Here is a 14,131-nt window from a genome sequence, read left to right as displayed (position 1 = left end):
CTCCGCCCCACCCTGGAAACCCGATGCCCGCAGCCGCCGCCTCCTCCCCGGCCCGCCGACCCCTGGGCCCCGGCCCGGGCCCCCGGCCCCGGCCGGCTCACCCCGGCGGCGCCGGCACCCCCGACGAACACCTTGCCACCGAGCCGGTGCCGCCGAGCGCCGCCCCCGAGCCCGAGGAGCCCACGCCGGGCCCCGCCGAGGGGCGGTTCACCGTTCGGCTGGCGAATTTCGAAGGGCCCTTCGATCTGCTGCTGCAGCTGATCGCCAAGCACAAGCTCGACGTCACCGAGGTGGCCCTGTCCAAGGTCACCGACGAGTTCATGGCGCACATCCGTGCCATGGGCCCCGACTTCGATCTCGACCAGACCACCGAGTTCCTGGTCGTCGCGGCCACGCTCCTCGACCTCAAGGCGGCCCGGCTGCTGCCCGCCGCCGAGGTCGAGGACGAGGCGGACCTCGCCCTGCTGGAGGCCCGCGACCTGCTCTTCGCCCGGCTGCTCCAGTACCGGGCGTACAAGCGCATCGCGGAGATCTTCAGCGGCCGGCTGGCCCACGAGGGCCGTCGGTACCCCCGTACGGTCGGCCTGGAGCCCCACCACGCGGAGCTGCTGCCCGAGGTCGTCCTCGGCATCGGCCCCGAGCGGCTGGCCGAGCTGGCCGCCAAGGCCATGCGGCCCAAGCCCCCGCCGCAGGTCTACGTCGACCACATCCACGCGCCCCTGGTCAGCGTCCGGGAGCAGGCCGAGGTCGTCGTGGCCCGGCTCCGGACGGCGGGCGAGGCGACCTTCGCCCAGCTCACCGCCGACGCCGCGGACACCCTCACCGTCGTGGCGCGCTTCCTGGCCCTGCTGGAGCTCTACCGCGAGAAGGCCGTCGCCCTGGACCAGGGCGAGGCCCTGGGGGCCCTGACGGTCCGCTGGACGGGCGGCACGGCCGACGCCGCCCCGCTGGTGACCGACGAGTTCGACCGCGAGCCGGAGACGGATCCGGAGACGGATCGGGAGACCGGTTCCGGGACCGACCCGGAGACCGACCCGGAGGAGAGCGCACGGTGACCGAGAGCACGACGTACCCCGAGGGCGTGGCGGGGCTCGCCCTGAAGCCCGCGCTGGAGGCCGTCCTGATGGTCGTCGACGAGCCGGCCACCGACGAGCACCTCGCGAAGGTCCTCGACCGGCCCCGCCGCGAGATCGCCGACGCGCTGCGCGAGCTGGCCGACGAGTACACGATCCAGGGGCGCGGCTTCGAGCTGCGCCAGGTGGCGGGCGGCTGGCGCTTCTTCACCCGTCCCGAGTACGCCGACGCCGTCGAGGCATTCGTCCTCGACGGCCAGCAGGCCCGGCTCACCCAGGCCGCGCTGGAGACTCTGGCCGTGGTCGCGTACCGTCAGCCGGTCAGCCGTTCGCGGGTCTCGGCCGTACGCGGAGTGAACTGCGACGGCGTCATGCGCACCCTCCTCCAGCGAGGCCTGGTGGAGGAGGCGGGGACGGAACCCGAAACAGGTGCGATCCTGTACAGGACGACGAACTACTTTCTGGAGCGGATGGGCCTGCGCGGCCTGGACGAGCTCCCCGAGCTCGCCCCGTTCCTCCCCGAGGCGGAAGCGGTCGAGGGCGACTCCCCGGAAGGGGTGCCGTCATTCGATCCGGATGCCCCGGACACCGAAGCGGACGACAAGACGGAACTTTGATGCGAAGCAGCGGCAGGAACAGCGGAAGCGGCGACCGGGACAACCGGGGTGCCCGAGGAGGGTCCCCCCGTCCGGGGTCCGGTGGCGGGCGCCCGGGCGGCGGCCGCTCCGGTGGCGGACGCCCCGAGAGCGGCGGCCGCTCCGGCGGCTACGGCGGTGGCGGCTACGGCGGTCGCTCCGAGGGCGGGCGCTACGAGGGCGGTCGCGGCGGGGACCGTCGTGACGACCGCCGCGACGACCGTCGTGACGACCGGCAGCAGGAGCGTCCGCGCCGTCCGCGCCCCGAGGAGCGCCGCTACGACGTGGGTCCCGACGCCGAGCGCACCCGTGGCGGTGCCACCAGCGGCCGTCAGAGCGGTCCCACGAGCGGCCGCGGCGCGGCGGCCCGTGGCGGTGCCAAGGGCGGCCCCAAGCGGAGCTCCACGGCCGGCTCCGGCGGCCGCAGCAGCGGGCCCGCCCGCGGCCACGGCTACGCCCCCGCCCGCCCGCGCGAGCTCGACGCCAAGATCGAGGAGCGCAACCGGGAGCGGCACAACAAGCCGCAGGTGAAGACGCCCAAGACCTTCCCCGGCGCCGAGCAGGAGGGCGAGCGGCTGCAGAAGGTGCTGGCCCGTGCCGGCATGGGCTCGCGCCGCGCCTGCGAAGAGCTGATCGAGATGGCCCGCGTCGAGGTCAACGGCGAGATCGTCACCGAGCAGGGCATGCGCGTCGACCCGGAGAAGGACGAGATCAAGGTCGACGGCCTGACGGTCGCCACCCAGTCGTACCTGTTCTTCGCGCTGAACAAGCCGGCCGGCGTCGTCTCCACCATGGAGGACCCGGACGGCCGCCAGTGCCTCGGCGACTACGTCACCAACCGGGAGACCCGCCTCTTCCACGTGGGCCGGCTCGACACGGAGACCGAGGGAATCATCCTGCTCACCAACCACGGTGAGCTGGCCCATCGCCTCACGCACCCCAAGTACGGCGTGCAGAAGACGTACCTGGCCGCCATCACGGGCCCGCTGCCGCGCGACATCGGCAAGCAGCTCAAGAGCGGCATCCAGCTGGAGGACGGCTGGGCCCGCGCGGACAACTTCCGCGTCATCCAGCAGACCGGCAAGAACTACCTCGTCGAGGTCACCCTCCACGAGGGCCGCAAGCACATCGTCCGCCGGATGCTCGCCGAGGCGGGCTTCCCGGTCGAGAAGCTCGTCCGCACCTCCTTCGGCCCCATCGCCCTGGGCGACCAGAAGTCGGGCTGGCTGCGCCGCCTGACCAACACGGAGGTCGGCATGCTGATGCGCGAGGTCGACCTGTAGGTCGCGTTCTCCCGGGGCTCCGCCCCGGACCCCGGTCCTCGAACGCCGGACGGGCTACTCAGGCCCGTCCGGCGCTTGAGGACAAGGCACAACGCCAGTCCGGCGGACGCGTACGAGGAAGTCCTCCACACGGGCCGTGTCCGGCTCCTCCGGCAGCGGCGTGCCCCGCAGGGCCTCCTCGCACTCCTCGAAGAGCCGGGCCGCCCACGCCTCGACGCGCACCCACGGCACCTCGCCGCGCCGCACCGCCAGCAGCCCCTCCCGGCCCTCCCCGACGTCCAGCGTCAGCGCCCCCGTGCGCAGCAGATCGCGGAAGCTCGCGCCCCGTCGCGTCCACGTGCTCGACCCGCCCGTCATCCGGTTAAACCGGGGTCACGACCACACCGTCAGGCCCGTCGCCCGGCCCTCCTCGTCGCGCTGGATCTCCATCATCCCCTCGACCGCGTCACGCGTGATCCGGCCGAAGACGTGAGGGAAAAGGGTGCCGGGGGCCACGCCGGGCGGCGGGGCGGGGGCGGCGGCCTCCCAGCGGACCATCACGTCCAGCTTGTGCTCGTCGATCAGCAGCACCATCAGTGGTCCCGGCACCTCGCGGTAGAACGCCGTCGCCACGGCCAGCGTGGTCTCCTCGTCGGGCGAGCAGTGGACGAAGCCCTCCTCGGAGAGGGAGGCGGGGGAGTAGGGACGGTCGGGCACGGCGAGCCAGTCGTCCAGGGGCACCACGTGATAGATCATGGACATCGTTCTACCCGACGGGGCCTTTCCGATCATGCCGCCCCGGCCGCCCCACTAGGCTGGGGGCGTGAGAACCGCCCTCGTCATCGGAACCGGACTGATCGGCACGTCCGCCGCCCTCGCCCTCGCGGGCCGCGGTGTGCGGGTGCACCTGATGGACCACGACCCCGCCCAGGCCCGAACGGCCGCGGCGCGCGGCGCCGGCACGGACCAGGCGCCCGACGGGCCCGTGGACCTCGCCATCGTGGCCGTGCCCCCCGCGCACGTCGCGGCGACCCTCGCCGAGGCGATCCGGGGCGGTCTCGCCCGGGCCTATCTCGACGTCGCCAGCGTCAAGGGCGGCCCCCGCCGCGAGCTGGAGGCGCTCGGCTGCGACCTCAGCGGCTACCTGGGCACCCACCCGATGGCCGGCCGGGAGCGCTCCGGGCCCATGGCGGCCATCGCCGACCTGTTCGAGGGCCGGCCCTGGGTGCTCACCCCGACCCGCGAGACCGACACCGAGGTCCTCAACCTCGCCCTCGAGCTGGTCGCCCTGTGCCGGGCGGTGCCCGTGGTGATGGACGCCGACGCCCACGACCGGGCCGTCGCGCTGGTCTCCCACACCCCGCAGCTGATCTCCAGCATGGTCGCCGCCCGGCTGCGGAACGCCGACGACACGGCCGTGCGCCTGTGCGGCCAGGGCATCCGCGACGTCACCCGGATCGCCGCCTCCGACCCCCGGATGTGGCTCGACATCCTCTCGGCCAACCCCGGCCCGGTGGCCGACGTCCTCGCGGGCGTCGCCGCCGACCTCGACGAGACCGTACGGGCGCTGCGCGCCCTGGAGTCCGCCGACGAGGACAAGCGGGCGGGCGGCGTGGCCGGCATCGAGGACGTGCTGCGGCGCGGCAACGACGGCCGGGCCCGGGTGCCGGGCAAGCACGGCGCGGCCCCGGCCACCTACGAGACGGTGATCGTCCTCATCGGCGACCAGCCGGGCGAGCTGGCCCGGATCTTCGCGGACGCGGGCCGCGCGGGCGTCAACATCGAGGACGTCCGCATCGAGCACGCCACGGGCCAGCAGTCGGGTCTGATCCAGCTGATGGTCGAGCCCTCCGCCGCGGCGGGCCTGGCCGCGACGCTGCGCGACCGGGGCTGGGCGGTCCGCCAGTAGGGCCCGTACGGCCCGGGGGCCGCAGGGCGGCGCGGGGCGGTCCGGCGAGCCAGTAACCTTGAGTGAGCCATCAAGGCGATCCGCCAGGAAACGCCCCGTGTACGAGGAAGGTGCCCAACACCGTGGAAACCGCCGCCCGGACCGCTCCGGCAGCAGTCGTCGTCGGCATCGACGGCCCCTCCGGCACGGGCAAGTCCAGCACGTCCAAGGCCGTGGCCGCCAAGCTCGGCCTGCGCTACCTGGACACCGGCGCCCAGTACCGGGCGATCACCTGGTGGATGCTGAGCAACGGCATCGATGTGAACGACCCGGCCGCCGTGGCCGACGCCGCGGGCAAGCCGGAGATCGTCTCCGGTACCGACCCGTCCGCGCCCACGATCACGGTCGACGGCGCGGACGCCTCGGCGCCCATCCGCACCCAGGAGGTCACCGGGGCCGTCAGCGCGGTCAGCGCCGTGCCCGAGGTGCGCACCCGGATGACCGAGCTGCAGCGCGCCATCGCCGCCGAGGCGCCGTACGGCATCGTCGTCGAGGGCCGGGACATCGGCACCACCGTGCTGCCGGACGCCGACGTCAAGATCTTCCTCACCGCCTCCCCGGAGGCGCGGGCCGCCCGCCGCAGCGGTGAGCTCAAGGGCAAGGAGTCCACCGACCTGGCCGCCACGCAGGCCGCCCTGGTCAAGCGGGACGCGGCCGACTCCGGCCGGAAGACGTCGCCGCTGGCGAAGGCCGCCGACGCCGTCGAGGTGGACACTACCGAGCTGACGTTGGAGCAGGTCATCGAGTGCGTGGTGACCCTGGTGGAGGAGAAGCGGTCGGCGTGACCTCCTCCGGTGCCGCCGTCGGGCGGCGGATCGGCATCGGCCTGATGTACGGGCTGTGGAAGCCCCGGGTGCTGGGCGCCTGGCGGGTGCCCGCCACCGGGCCCTGCATACTGGCCGTCAACCACACCCATAACGTCGACGGCCCGATGATCATGGGTACCGCCCCCCGGCCCGTGCACTTCCTGATCAAGAAGGAAGCGTTCGTGGGCCCGCTCGGCGCCTTCCTGCGCGGCATCGGCCAGCTGGAGGTCGACCGCACGGGCACCGACCGCACGGCCATCGCCGGCGCGCTGGGCGTGCTGGAGGACGGCGGGGTCCTGGGCATCTTCCCCGAGGGCACCCGGGGCGAGGGCGACTTCGCCTCGCTCCGCGCGGGCCTGGCCTACTTCGCCGTACGGTCGGGCGCGCCGATCGTCCCGGTGGCGGTGCTGGGCAGCGGCGAGGCGAAGAGCCGGGCCGTTCCGGGGCTGCCGCCCCTGCGTAGTCGCGTCGACGTGGTCTTCGGAGACCCGTTCGAGGCGGGCGACGGCAGCGGCAGGCGCACCCGCAAGGCGCTGGACGAGGCGACCACGCGCATCCAGGAGCGCCTGGGCGCCCACCTGGCGGACGCCAAGCGGCTGACCGGCCGCTGACCGAGACTTGAAGTAGCGGGCCGTAAGGGTCCGCCGACGATACAGAAGAACGAGGAACGGACTTCATGGACGACCAGATCCACACCGGCGACGAGCACGGTGAGCTTGGCGACGCCGAGTACGCGGAGTTCATGGAGCTCGCGGCGCAGGAGGGCTTCGACGCCGAGGAGATCGAGGGCGCGCTCGGCGAGGCCGGGCACGGCCCGCTGCCCGTGCTCGCCGTCGTCGGCCGCCCCAACGTCGGCAAGTCGACGCTGGTGAACCGCATCATCGGCCGCCGCGAGGCCGTCGTCGAGGACAAGCCCGGCGTCACCCGCGACCGCGTCACCTACGAGGCCGAGTGGGCCGGCCGCCGCTTCAAGGTCGTCGACACCGGCGGCTGGGAGCAGGACGTCCTCGGCATCGACGCGTCCGTCGCCGCCCAGGCGGAGTACGCGATCGAGGCCGCCGACGCGGTGGTCTTCGTCGTGGACTCCTCCGTCGGCGCCACCGACACCGACGAGGCCGTGGTGAAGCTGCTGCGCCGGGCCGGCAAGCCCGTCGTGCTGTGCGCCAACAAGGTCGACGGCCCCTCCGCCGAGGCCGACGCCGCCATGCTGTGGTCGCTGGGCCTGGGCGAGCCGATGCCGGTCTCCGCGCTGCACGGCCGTGGCACCGGCGACATGCTCGACGAGGTCCTCAAGGCGCTGCCCGAGGCCCCGGCCCAGACCTTCGGCGGGGTGCTCGGCGGGCCGCGCCGCATCGCGCTGATCGGCCGTCCGAACGTCGGCAAGTCCTCCCTGCTGAACAAGGTCGCGGGCGAGGAGCGGGTCGTCGTCAACGAGCTGGCCGGCACCACCCGTGACCCGGTCGACGAGCTGATCGAGCTGGGCGGCACCACCTGGAAGTTCGTGGACACGGCGGGCATCCGCAAGCGCGTCCACCTCCAGGAGGGCGCCGACTACTACGCCTCCCTGCGGACGGCGGCCGCCGTCGAGAAGGCCGAGGTCGCGGTCATCCTGATCGACGCGAGCGAGAGCATCTCGGTCCAGGACCAGCGCATCATCACCATGGCCGTCGAGGCCGGCCGTGCCATGGTCATCGCCTACAACAAGTGGGACAACCTCGACGAGGAGCGCCGCTACTACCTGGAGCGGGAGATCGAGACCGAGCTCCAGCAGGTCGCGTGGGCGCCGCGGGTCAATGTCTCGGCCCGTACCGGCCGGCACATGGAGAAGCTCGTCCCGGCGATCGAGACGGCGCTGGCGGGCTGGGAGACCCGGGTCCCCACCGGTCGGCTGAACGCCTTCCTCGGTGAGCTCGTCGCGGCCCACCCGCACCCGATCCGGGGCGGCAAGCAGCCGCGCATCCTCTTCGGTACGCAGGCGGGCACCAAGCCGCCGCGTTTCGTGCTCTTCGCCTCCGGCTTCCTGGAGGCCGGTTACCGCCGCTTCGTCGAGCGCCGACTGCGCGAGGAGTTCGGCTTCGAGGGCACGCCGATCCACATCTCGGTGCGCGTCCGGGAGAAGCGCGGCAAGAAGAAGTAACGCCGGGTGCCCCGGGGCGGCTGGGGGTCCGGGGGTCACCCCCCGGATGGGCACAGCCGGGAGAAGCGCGGCAGGAAGAAGTGACGCGGAGCACGCCGGGGCGGCTCGGGGCCCGGGGCCGTCGGGTCAGAAGCCCCGGCCGCGGCCGTCCCGCTGCCCCGGGGGCAGCGCGGGCAGCTGACCACCGCGCTGCCGTCCGTAGTACGAATCCCAGACCGCGTTGTACCCCGAGGAACCGGGGTACGCGGCCGGGCCGGTGAGCTGACCCGCGTAGCCGTAGGTGCCGCGGTGGCCGAAGGCCTTGAAGGTCAGCTCCTCCTCGCCGGAGCGGTCACCGGGCAGGGCCCGGAAGGCCCGCCGGTATTCGGAGCAGAGGGCGTCGAAGATCGGGGTGACCGAGGCGGGGTGACTCTCCGAGGAGGCGTCGCGGGGTGGCCGCATGCCGGGGATGTGGTTGTACGAGGTCCGTGCGGGTTCGTATGAGTACACATCCCTGCCAACGACCTCAAGGCCCGTCGGATGCGGTCCACGCGGCGAATGGATGGCGGGGAGCATCCCGCCCGGGTGGACTACAGGATAAAAGTCCTGGTTTACCGAGGAGTGCGACTCCGGCTCGTCCGCCCCGTGCCCGTTCACGCGCCCCCCGTTCATGTGCCCGCGAGCGGCATGGCCGCCCCCACCAGACGCCCGGACGCCGCGGCCCGGTCCAGTGCCTCCCGCAGCAGGTCCTCCCGGGGCTGGGAGCCGATCGTCCCCGCCGGGGCGCAGTAGACCAGCACCCGGCGCGTCTTGTTGACGGCTGCCCGCCAGCCGTCGGCGACCTGCATCGCCTGGTGCGCCTGCCACCACGCCTGGGGCGCGGTGCCGCCGGCCGGCGGCTGGAGGACCGCGTGCAGCCGGCCCATGGCGAGCAGCACCGACCAGCCCGGCAGCGCCGCCGGGGCCTGCTCGACGTCGGTGACCGGGGCGAAGCCCTGCTCGTGGAGCAGCTCCAGGAAGACGTCCACCGGCCCGGTGGTGCCCGGGCGGGCGATCGGCCCCAGCGGCTCGACCACCAGCGCCGGCTGCACCTCGCCGCCGACCAGCACCAGCCCGCTCGTCACCCCGAGCTCGGCCTGGAGCGGGATCTCGCGGGGGACGCCCGTCGCGCCGCCCTCGGCCGTGATGGAGGCGACGGCGCCCTGGAGCTGCGCCTCGGCGACCGGGACGACCTGGGAGGGAATGCAACTGGCGTGGGCGAAGGCCAGCACGGCCGTCTCCTCGCCGACGAACAGCACGGTGCTGGTGGGCACCTGGCCGGTGTGGCCGGGGGTACGGCAGGAGGTGCAGTCGTACACATCCGGGGCGTTCTCGCCGCCGAGCAGTCGCTCCGCCTCTTCGTCGCCGATCTCGGCACGTACCTCGTCGCTGACATCGAGCATGCGCGGCACGGGGGCTCCTCGAAACCTAGGTAGGTCGGTTGTTCTCATCGCAGGGCGCGGTCGAGCCGGGCGGTTCCCGGCTCGTAAGGAGACAACGGAGGATCCATGGCATGGGTCACGCTCCGGAAAAGTTCCCGGACGCGACTACCGATGGGGCAACGCTTGCGGCACGACTTGGCGATCAAGGCCAACCCCGGGCCCCCGCCCACGGTCTAACCTCTCGGTAGAGGCGGGCCCGGGACGGATCCGCGGCATACGGCGGCATGGGGACGAATGCGCATCTCATTCCTGATCCACAACGCGTACGGGATCGGCGGCACGGTCCGGACCACCTCCACCCTCGCCGGCACCCTCGCCGAGCAGCACGACGTGGAGATCGTCTCCGTCTTCCGGCACCGCGAGCAGCCCGTTCTCGCCCCCGGCGGCAAGGTGCGGCTGAGGCACCTGGTGGATCTGCGCAGAGGCGGCCCCGGCTACGAGGGCGACGACCCGGAGCACGGGCGCCCCGCCGTCGTCTTCCCCGCCGCCGAGGGACGCCACGGGCAGTACAGCGCCCTGACGGACCGCCGGATCGCCGAGCACCTGCGCCGCCTGGACTGCGACGTGGTCGTCGGCACCCGGCCCGGCCTCAACGTCCACATCGCCCAGCAGGCCCGGCGCGGCCCGGTCCGCGTGGGCCAGGAGCACCTGACGCTCGGCACCCACTCCGAGCGGCTCAAGCGCGTGCTGCGGGCGCACTATCCGCGCCTCGACGCCGTCACCACCGTGACCGAGGCGGACGCGCGCACCTACCGGCGGCTGATGCGGCTGCCCGGAGTGCGCGTCGAGGCGGTGCCCAACGGGGTGCCCGTCCCGGCGGTCGCGCCCGCCGACGGCAGCGGAAAATGGGTGATCGCGGCCGGGCGGCTGGCCCCCGTCAAGCGCTACGACGTGCTCGTCCGGGCCTTCGCCCTGGTCGTGGCCGAGCGCCCCGACTGGCGGCTGCGGATCTACGGCGCCGGTGCCGAGCGCGCCCGGCTGCGGGCACTGATCGAGAAGCTCGGCCTCTACAACCACGTCTACCTCATGGGCCCCGCCAACCCCCTGGAAGCCGAGTGGGTCAAGGGGTCCATCGGCGCGGTCACCTCCAGCCTGGAGTCCTTCGGCATGACGATCGTCGAGGCCATGCGCTGCGGGCTGCCGGTGGTCGCCACCGACTGCCCGCACGGGCCCGGCGAGATCATCACCGACGGCACCGACGGCCTGCTGGTGCCCGTCGGGAGGACCGAGGCCATCGCCGCCGGGCTGCTGCGGCTGATCGGCGACGACGAGCTGCGCCGGCGCATGGGCGCGGCGGCGCTGGCGAGCTCGGCGCGCTTCGACCCCGCGGCCGTCGCCGCCCGCTACGAGTCCCTGTTCGCCGGGCTGCGCACCCGCGGCGGCCTCCGGGGCGGGCTCCACCGCACCCGGGGCGCCCTGCTCAGCACGGCCTTCCAGGCCAAGGACCGGGGCCGCTCCGCACTGCGGAAAGTACGCGCCGCATGACGCCGACCCAGCCCACCGTGCCTGAGCGGGCCGGGGACCGCCCGTCCACCGAGGCCGCCCCGCCGGCCCCGACCACCACTTCCGAGGAGTGCGTCATCGTGTCTGCCCCTCCCCTGTCCGCCGGCGCGGGGAACCCCAGCGCCGACTGCATCGCGGACTCCGCGGGCGGGCTCACCTTCGACCTCGACGCCCCCGGCCGCGCCGCCGACGCCCACTGGTCCGCCGCGCTCGTGCTGCGCCCGCGCGGCGGGGAGGAGGACGAGGAGGTCCGGCTGCCGCTCACCCCCAACGGGACCGGCCGGCTGCGGGCCGTGCTGCCCAGCACCGTCGCCCTGCCCGAGGGCCGCTGGGACGTCCATCTGGCCTGCGGCGAGGAGACGACGCTCCGGCTGCTGCCCGGCCTCGCCGATCTGCGCTCCCTGATCGACCGCCGGCCCGGCCCCAGCACCTCCCCGCTGGCCGTGCGCATCCCCTACGCCACCAAGCACGGCAACCTCTCGCTGCGCAGCTGGCAGCGCGCCCCCCACGCGGAGGCCGGGGACGTGCTCGTCGACCCCGAGGGCATAACCGTCCGGGGCACCCTCTACCGGGTGGAGGACCCCGGGGCCTGGCTGGCGGGCGCGGTCGTGGAGGCCCGCTGCCGGCGGACGGGCCCGACCGTCACGGTCCCGCTCACCGCCGCCGAGGGGCAGGAGTTCGCCTTCGCCCTCCCCTTCGCCGGGCTGTGCGAGGAGTGGCGGGGCGGCCCGCAGGTGTGGGACCTGTGGCTGCGCGGACCGGAGGGGACCCCGGTCCGCCTGGCCCGCATCCTGGACGACGTCGCCGACAAGAAGCACGTCTTCGTCTATCCGGCGCGGGACGTGACCTCCCCGCGTGCCCCTGCCCAGGCGGGCCCGTACTACACCGCCGACAACGACCTTTCGGTGCGCGTCGTCGAGCGCCCGCCGACGGCCGGCCGGTAGCGGCCGGGCTCAGCCGGCGGACCCGGCCGGGGCGTGCGGCCGTTCAGGCCGGGCGGTCTCCGGGTGGTGGAGGTCGAAGGCCGGGGACTCGGAGCGGATGCGCGGGATGCGGGTGAAGTTGTGCCGGGGCGGCGGGCAGGAGGTCGCCCACTCCAGGGAGCGCCCGAAGCCCCAGGGGTCGTCCACCTCGATCTTCTTCCCGTACCTGGCGGTCTTCCAGACGTTGTGGAAGAAGGGCAGATTGGACAGGCCCAGCAGGAACGCCCCGATGGAGGAGACGGTGTTGAGCGCGGTGAAGCCGTCGGCCGCCAGGTAGTCGGCGTAGCGGCGGGGCATCCCCTCGGCGCCCAGCCAGTGCTGGACGAGGAAGGTGAGGTGGAAGCCGGTGAACAGGGTCCAGAAGTGCATCTTCCCCAGCCGCTCGTCCAGCATCTTGCCGGTGAGCTTCGGCCACCAGAAGTAGAAGCCGGCGAACGTCGCGAAGACCACCGTGCCGAAGACCACGTAGTGGAAGTGGGCCACGACGAAGTAGGTGTCGGTGACGTGGAAGTCCAGCGGCGGCGAGGCGAGGATCACCCCGGTCAGGCCGCCGAAGAGGAAGCTCACCAGGAAGCCCACCGCCCACAGCATGGGCGTCTCGAAGGACAGCGAGCCCTTCCACATCGTGCCGATCCAGTTGAAGAACTTCACCCCGGTCGGCACCGCGATCAGGAACGACATGAACGAGAAGAAGGGCAGCAGCACCGCTCCGGTGGCGAACATGTGGTGCGCCCAGACCACCACCGACAGGGCCGTGATGGTCATGGTGGCGCCGATCAGCGTCAGGTAGCCGAAGATCGGCTTGCGGGAGAACACCGGGATGATCTCGGTGATGATGCCGAAGAACGGCAGCGCGATGATGTACACCTCGGGGTGGCCGAAGAACCAGAACAGGTGCTGCCACAGCAGCGCCCCGCCCCACTGGGGTTCGAAGACCAGGGCCCCGAACCGCCGATCCGCCTCCAGGCTGAGCAGCGCAGCCGCCAGCACGGGGAAGGCGAGGAGGATGAGGATCGAGGTGAAGAGCACGTTCCAGGTGAAGACCGGCATCCGGAACATCGTCATCCCGGGGGCGCGCATCCCGATGACCGTGGTCAGGAAGTTGACCGCGCCGAGGATGGTGCCGAAGCCGGAGAGGGCCAGCCCCATGATCCACATGTCGGCGCCCATGCCCGGTGAGCGGACCGCGCTGTTCAGCGGGGCGTAGGCGGTCCAGCCGAAGGCGGCGCCGCCCTCGGGCATCAGCAGGCTGGAGACCACGATCAGCCCGCCGAAGAGATAGAGCCAGTAGGCGAACATGTTCAGCCGGGGGAAGGCCACGTCCGGCGAGCCGATCTGCAGCGGCATGATCGCGTTGGCGAAGCCGGCGAAGGCCGGGGTGGCGAACAGCAGCAGCATGATCGTGCCGTGCGCGGTGAACGCCTCGTTGAACTGCTCGTTGGTCATCAGCTGGAGCCCGGGGCGGGCCAGCTCGGCCCGCATCAGCATGGCGAGCAGCCCGCCGATGAGGAAGAAGCCGAACGATGTGATCAGGTAGAGGTTCCCGATCTTCTTGTGGTCGGTGGTCGTCAGCCAGTCCACGATGATCCGGCCGGGGCTGCGCTCCCCGGCCGGCCCGGCCGGTCCGGCCGCGGCGGCCTGCGCGGTGTCGGTCCCCATCCGTGCCCCCTCGCTTGTGGTGCTCTCGGATACGCGAGTGTCCTCGCGGGCACCCGCCATGATGCTCCGGTGGCGCCGCGCGCGCGAGGGTGCCTCACCCCCGGGACGTTCCGGAACACGAAATTCCGATGGCTCTCGCGCCGATAGGGCCGTACCCCTGGTAATTCCCGTGGATCAATGCCGGGCAGGGGTGCGGGGCGGGAATTCGCCGGGGCTCCGGGGGAGTTGCCGGAGGGGCGTCCGGGAAGGAGTGGTGAATTCACCGGCGAGTTTTTGTGGAGGCGTCGCGAGGGAAAAGGAACACCCCGTGGGGGTGAGGGAATTCGGCGTAAACCCCCTCGGGGTCACTGTGACAGAAGTGTGACCAGTGGCGGACCCTGCGGCGACGGGAGGCTGGGCGACGCCCCGCCCGGCCGCCTACGGTGACTGCCATGGCAACCCTCCCCGGACTCCCCGCCGATCCCGACGACGACCCCGCCGACTACGTCGGCCTCCCCGCCGACGAGGCCACCGCCCGCGCCCGTGCCCGCGGCTGGACGGACGTGCGGACGCTGCCGCCCGGCACGGTCGTCACCATGGAGTACCGTGCCGGCCGGCTGAACCTCGAGGTCGAGCACGGCACCGTACGGCGCTGCTGGAAGGGCTGACGGCCCGGACGCGCGCGA

The 14,131-nt window shown here is 73.0% G+C and carries 14 protein-coding genes and 1 pseudogene; 10 read left to right on the top strand and 5 right to left on the bottom strand.

Annotated elements, in window-relative coordinates; translation table 11 throughout:
* The first annotated feature begins 23 nt into the window (after positions 1-23).
* The 3 genes from ACX9I7_RS24040 to ACX9I7_RS24030 are packed head-to-tail and all read left to right on the top strand — an operon-like array spanning position 24 to position 2,991.
* Positions 24-1,055: a segregation and condensation protein A gene (locus tag ACX9I7_RS24040; protein WP_387576963.1), complete on the top strand. Its 1,032-nt coding sequence runs from the start codon at positions 24-26 to the stop codon at positions 1,053-1,055.
* The gene (gene scpB / locus ACX9I7_RS24035) at positions 1,052-1,690 is read left to right on the top strand and encodes an SMC-Scp complex subunit ScpB (protein WP_358621980.1); all 639 of its coding nucleotides are present in this window, start codon (positions 1,052-1,054) and stop codon (positions 1,688-1,690) included. The genes ACX9I7_RS24040 and scpB overlap by 4 nt, the downstream gene beginning before the upstream one ends.
* A complete protein-coding gene (locus ACX9I7_RS24030; RefSeq protein ID WP_459388464.1) occupies positions 1,690-2,991 on the top strand; it encodes a pseudouridine synthase in 1,302 nt (433 codons plus the stop codon). Before scpB ends, ACX9I7_RS24030 begins: the two co-directional genes overlap by 1 nt.
* A gap of 54 nt (positions 2,992-3,045) precedes the next feature.
* Here the strand turns inward: ACX9I7_RS24030 and ACX9I7_RS24025 are convergent.
* Together ACX9I7_RS24025 and ACX9I7_RS24020 are read right to left on the bottom strand one after the other, a co-directional pair.
* Positions 3,046-3,309, bottom strand: a pseudogene (locus ACX9I7_RS24025) (nucleotidyltransferase); the annotation flags it as partial.
* Positions 3,310-3,363: 54 nt separating this feature from the next.
* The gene (locus ACX9I7_RS24020; RefSeq protein WP_387576969.1) at positions 3,364-3,726 is read right to left on the bottom strand and encodes a DUF952 domain-containing protein; all 363 of its coding nucleotides are present in this window, start codon (positions 3,724-3,726) and stop codon (positions 3,364-3,366) included.
* Positions 3,727-3,793: 67 nt separating this feature from the next.
* Between ACX9I7_RS24020 and ACX9I7_RS24015 the strand changes: the two genes are divergently transcribed.
* The 4 genes from ACX9I7_RS24015 to der all read left to right on the top strand — a co-directional run bounded on the left by ACX9I7_RS24015 (position 3,794) and on the right by der (position 7,861).
* Positions 3,794-4,879, top strand: coding sequence for a prephenate dehydrogenase (locus tag ACX9I7_RS24015; protein WP_459388463.1), 1,086 nt, complete (start codon positions 3,794-3,796; stop codon positions 4,877-4,879).
* 110 nt (positions 4,880-4,989) lie between these two features.
* Positions 4,990-5,703, top strand: coding sequence for a (d)CMP kinase (cmk, locus tag ACX9I7_RS24010; RefSeq protein ID WP_387576973.1), 714 nt, complete (start codon positions 4,990-4,992; stop codon positions 5,701-5,703).
* A 44-nt stretch (positions 5,704-5,747) separates the two neighbouring features.
* Positions 5,748-6,335: a lysophospholipid acyltransferase family protein gene (locus ACX9I7_RS24005; protein ID WP_387577226.1), complete on the top strand. Its 588-nt coding sequence runs from the start codon at positions 5,748-5,750 to the stop codon at positions 6,333-6,335.
* 65 nt (positions 6,336-6,400) lie between these two features.
* On the top strand, positions 6,401-7,861 hold the full coding sequence (der, locus tag ACX9I7_RS24000) for a ribosome biogenesis GTPase Der (RefSeq protein WP_387576975.1): 1,461 nt from the start codon (positions 6,401-6,403) through the stop codon (positions 7,859-7,861).
* 126 nt (positions 7,862-7,987) lie between these two features.
* On the opposite strand, the gene ACX9I7_RS23995 is transcribed toward der, so the two are convergent.
* The gene (locus ACX9I7_RS23995; protein WP_387576977.1) at positions 7,988-8,302 is read right to left on the bottom strand and encodes a hypothetical protein; all 315 of its coding nucleotides are present in this window, start codon (positions 8,300-8,302) and stop codon (positions 7,988-7,990) included.
* 206 nt (positions 8,303-8,508) lie between these two features.
* Positions 8,509-9,291 carry a hypothetical protein gene (locus tag ACX9I7_RS23990; protein ID WP_387576979.1) on the bottom strand — a complete coding sequence of 261 codons (783 nt, stop codon included), beginning with the start codon at positions 9,289-9,291 and terminating at the stop codon, positions 8,509-8,511.
* A 264-nt stretch (positions 9,292-9,555) separates the two neighbouring features.
* Here ACX9I7_RS23990 and ACX9I7_RS23985 point away from each other — a divergent pair, with 264 nt between their 5' ends.
* Both ACX9I7_RS23985 and ACX9I7_RS23980 read left to right on the top strand, forming a co-directional pair.
* Positions 9,556-10,806, top strand: a complete 1,251-nt coding sequence (locus ACX9I7_RS23985; RefSeq protein WP_459388462.1) for a glycosyltransferase family 4 protein — start codon at positions 9,556-9,558, stop codon at positions 10,804-10,806.
* A gap of 98 nt (positions 10,807-10,904) precedes the next feature.
* Entirely contained in the window at positions 10,905-11,768 is an 864-nt protein-coding gene (locus tag ACX9I7_RS23980) for a hypothetical protein (protein WP_459388461.1), read from the top strand.
* 9 nt (positions 11,769-11,777) lie between these two features.
* Here the strand turns inward: ACX9I7_RS23980 and ctaD are convergent, their stop codons facing one another.
* The gene (gene ctaD, locus ACX9I7_RS23975; RefSeq protein ID WP_387576985.1) at positions 11,778-13,466 is read right to left on the bottom strand and encodes an aa3-type cytochrome oxidase subunit I; all 1,689 of its coding nucleotides are present in this window, start codon (positions 13,464-13,466) and stop codon (positions 11,778-11,780) included.
* Positions 13,467-13,897: 431 nt separating this feature from the next.
* Here ctaD and ACX9I7_RS23970 point away from each other — a divergent pair, with 431 nt between their 5' ends.
* Entirely contained in the window at positions 13,898-14,113 is a 216-nt protein-coding gene (locus tag ACX9I7_RS23970) for an I78 family peptidase inhibitor (protein WP_387576987.1), read from the top strand.
* Positions 14,114-14,131: the final 18 nt, after the last annotated feature.

This window comes from Streptomyces sp. L500 (assembly GCF_054551825.1).
This window is presented reverse-complemented; position numbering and strand designations above follow the sequence as displayed.

Excerpts from the sequence above, each read along its gene's own strand:
- ACX9I7_RS24040 (WP_387576963.1), top strand. The coding sequence starts at position 24 with ATGCCCGCAGCCGCCGCCTCCTCCCCGGCCCGCCGACCCCTGGGCCCC.
- ACX9I7_RS24030 (WP_459388464.1), top strand. The coding sequence starts at position 1,690 with ATGCGAAGCAGCGGCAGGAACAGCGGAAGCGGCGACCGGGACAACCGG.
- ACX9I7_RS24020 (WP_387576969.1), bottom strand. The coding sequence starts at position 3,726 with ATGATCTATCACGTGGTGCCCCTGGACGACTGGCTCGCCGTGCCCGAC.
- ACX9I7_RS24005 (WP_387577226.1), top strand. The coding sequence starts at position 5,748 with ATGTACGGGCTGTGGAAGCCCCGGGTGCTGGGCGCCTGGCGGGTGCCC.
- der (WP_387576975.1), top strand. The coding sequence starts at position 6,401 with ATGGACGACCAGATCCACACCGGCGACGAGCACGGTGAGCTTGGCGAC.
- ACX9I7_RS23995 (WP_387576977.1), bottom strand. The coding sequence starts at position 8,302 with ATGCGGCCACCCCGCGACGCCTCCTCGGAGAGTCACCCCGCCTCGGTC.
- ACX9I7_RS23985 (WP_459388462.1), top strand. The coding sequence starts at position 9,556 with ATGCGCATCTCATTCCTGATCCACAACGCGTACGGGATCGGCGGCACG.
- ctaD (WP_387576985.1), bottom strand. The coding sequence starts at position 13,466 with ATGGGGACCGACACCGCGCAGGCCGCCGCGGCCGGACCGGCCGGGCCG.
- ACX9I7_RS23970 (WP_387576987.1), top strand. The coding sequence starts at position 13,898 with ATGGCAACCCTCCCCGGACTCCCCGCCGATCCCGACGACGACCCCGCC.